This is a genomic window from Elstera litoralis (assembly GCF_000963705.1).
GTDB classification, from domain to species: domain Bacteria; phylum Pseudomonadota; class Alphaproteobacteria; order Elsterales; family Elsteraceae; genus Elstera; species Elstera litoralis.
Window position 1 is genome coordinate 1 of sequence record NZ_LAJY01000604.1, and the last position, 1723, is coordinate 1723.

A 1723-nucleotide genomic window follows, 5' to 3' on the forward strand; every position below is an offset into this window, starting at 1 on the left:
GTTCGGCAATCGCCGGGCGCGGGGGCAGCGGTTGGGCCGAGACTTGCGCATAGGTGGTTTCGGTAAGCTTCAGCACTTCGGCCAAATCGGTATCGCCCGCGATCACCAACACGGCATTATTCGGCGCATACCAGCGCGCGTGGAACTCCAGCGCGTCCTGATAGGTGAGGCTCTTAATCTCGGCTTCCCAGCCGATGATCGGGCGGCGGTAGGGGTGATTGATAAAGAGGGTGGCGTTCGCCAGTTCCGACAATTGCCCCCCCGGCGGGCGATTGGTGCGCTGATTGCGCTCCTCCAACACCACCGTGAGTTCCGGCTTGCTATTGGCGTCCGACAGTTTCAGCCCGGCCATGCGATCGGCCTCCAGCGCCATCACCGCCGCCAATTGGTCGCGCGGCATGGTCTGGAAATAGCCAGTATAATCATAAGTGGTGAAGGCGTTCTGCCGCCCGCCGAAGCGGTTCACCAGCGCATCAAAGGCCCCCGGCGGGGTTTTCTCGGTGCCCTTGAACATCAGATGCTCAAGATAATGGGCGAGGCCCGATTTACCCGGCTCCTCATCGGCACTGCCGACCCGATACAGCACCAGATGATGCACGGCGGGCACCCGGCGCTGCGGCAGCACGATCACTTCGAGCCCGTTCGGCAGGGTCGCGGTCTCGGCCCCCCAGCGGTTCGGGGCGGGCGTCTGCGCGAAGGCTGCGGCGCTGGTCAGCAGCAGGGCGGTGGTGAGATAGGCGAATGGTCGCACGGCGATGAACTCCCTCTTGCGCAAGATAGGCGCACTCACACGGCGAAACTAGGGCAGCGCGCGCGTAAAGTGAGGGTTAAGGCCCTGGCGCACGCCCTCTCCCTATCGACCTCGTAGCCATATTGGCATATATTGCCAATAGTTCCGATGGAGATACCGATGGCGACCCGAAACGTCGTGCTTACCGACACTCAATCGGCTTTGATCGACCAGTTGGTTGCCTCAGGGCGCTACCAAAATGCGTCGGAGGCTTTGCGGGCGGGGCTCCGGCTGCTCGAACGCGAGGAAGCCGAATTTCAAGACCTGCGGGAACGCTTGACGGTAGGCCTTGAGCAAGCGCGGCGTGGCGATTTGGCCGACGGCAGCGGGGAAGAGGCTGTTCGCCGCGCTTTTGCGGCGGCGGCGCGCGCGCAAGCCCGAGGGTGAAACCCTGGCGTCTAACCCGGCAGGCCGAGGCGGCGCTGATCGAAATCGCGCGCTGGACGCAGGAAACCTTCGGCCCCCGGCAGGCCACGGCCTATGCCGACGATCTCATCGCCCGCTGCGCGGAGATCGCCGCTGGAACCGCCGCCGCGCAGGACTGCCGCCGCCTCATCGACCCAGCACTGCCCGAGGATCTGCGCTTCGTGCGCGCGGGTCAGCATTTCGTTATTTTCGTCGAATCTCCCGCGCAGGTGGTTATTATCGATTTCCTGCATAGCCGCACCGATTTACCGCGCCGATTGGCGGATTATCAGATTCGCGGAGAAGCCAGAAATTGACACTCACGGGTCGCGCCCTTATCTGTGCAAGGCCCGCATAAGGGTGATATTGGTCGGCCCTCTGTCTAGCCGGGGTCGAGTGCCATTTTTCAAGGCTGCATGGGTTTGGAAGGTTTTTCGATGTTCGGCGCCCTCGCAAGAAAGCTGTTCGGCTCGTCCACGGAACGCGTGGTTAAGGGAATGGTCTGGCCATTTAAGCTGTCGTGCGGCG

At 62.7% G+C, this 1723-nt stretch carries 3 protein-coding genes; 2 read left to right on the plus strand and 1 reads right to left on the minus strand.

Annotated elements, in window-relative coordinates:
* On the minus strand, positions 1-751 hold a 751-nt coding region (locus VZ95_RS18110; RefSeq protein ID WP_198148383.1), incomplete at its 3' end, for a M16 family metallopeptidase.
* Between the two features lie 159 nt (positions 752-910).
* Between VZ95_RS18110 and VZ95_RS18115 the strand changes: the two genes are divergently transcribed.
* Both VZ95_RS18115 and VZ95_RS18120 read left to right on the plus strand, forming a co-directional pair.
* The gene (locus tag VZ95_RS18115) at positions 911-1177 is read left to right on the plus strand and encodes a type II toxin-antitoxin system ParD family antitoxin (protein ID WP_045777104.1); all 267 of its coding nucleotides are present in this window, start codon (positions 911-913) and stop codon (positions 1175-1177) included.
* Positions 1174-1512 (plus strand): type II toxin-antitoxin system RelE/ParE family toxin, encoded by a 339-nt coding sequence (locus tag VZ95_RS18120; protein WP_045777105.1) that lies wholly within the window; start codon positions 1174-1176, stop codon positions 1510-1512. The genes VZ95_RS18115 and VZ95_RS18120 overlap by 4 nt, the downstream gene beginning before the upstream one ends.
* Positions 1513-1723: the final 211 nt, after the last annotated feature.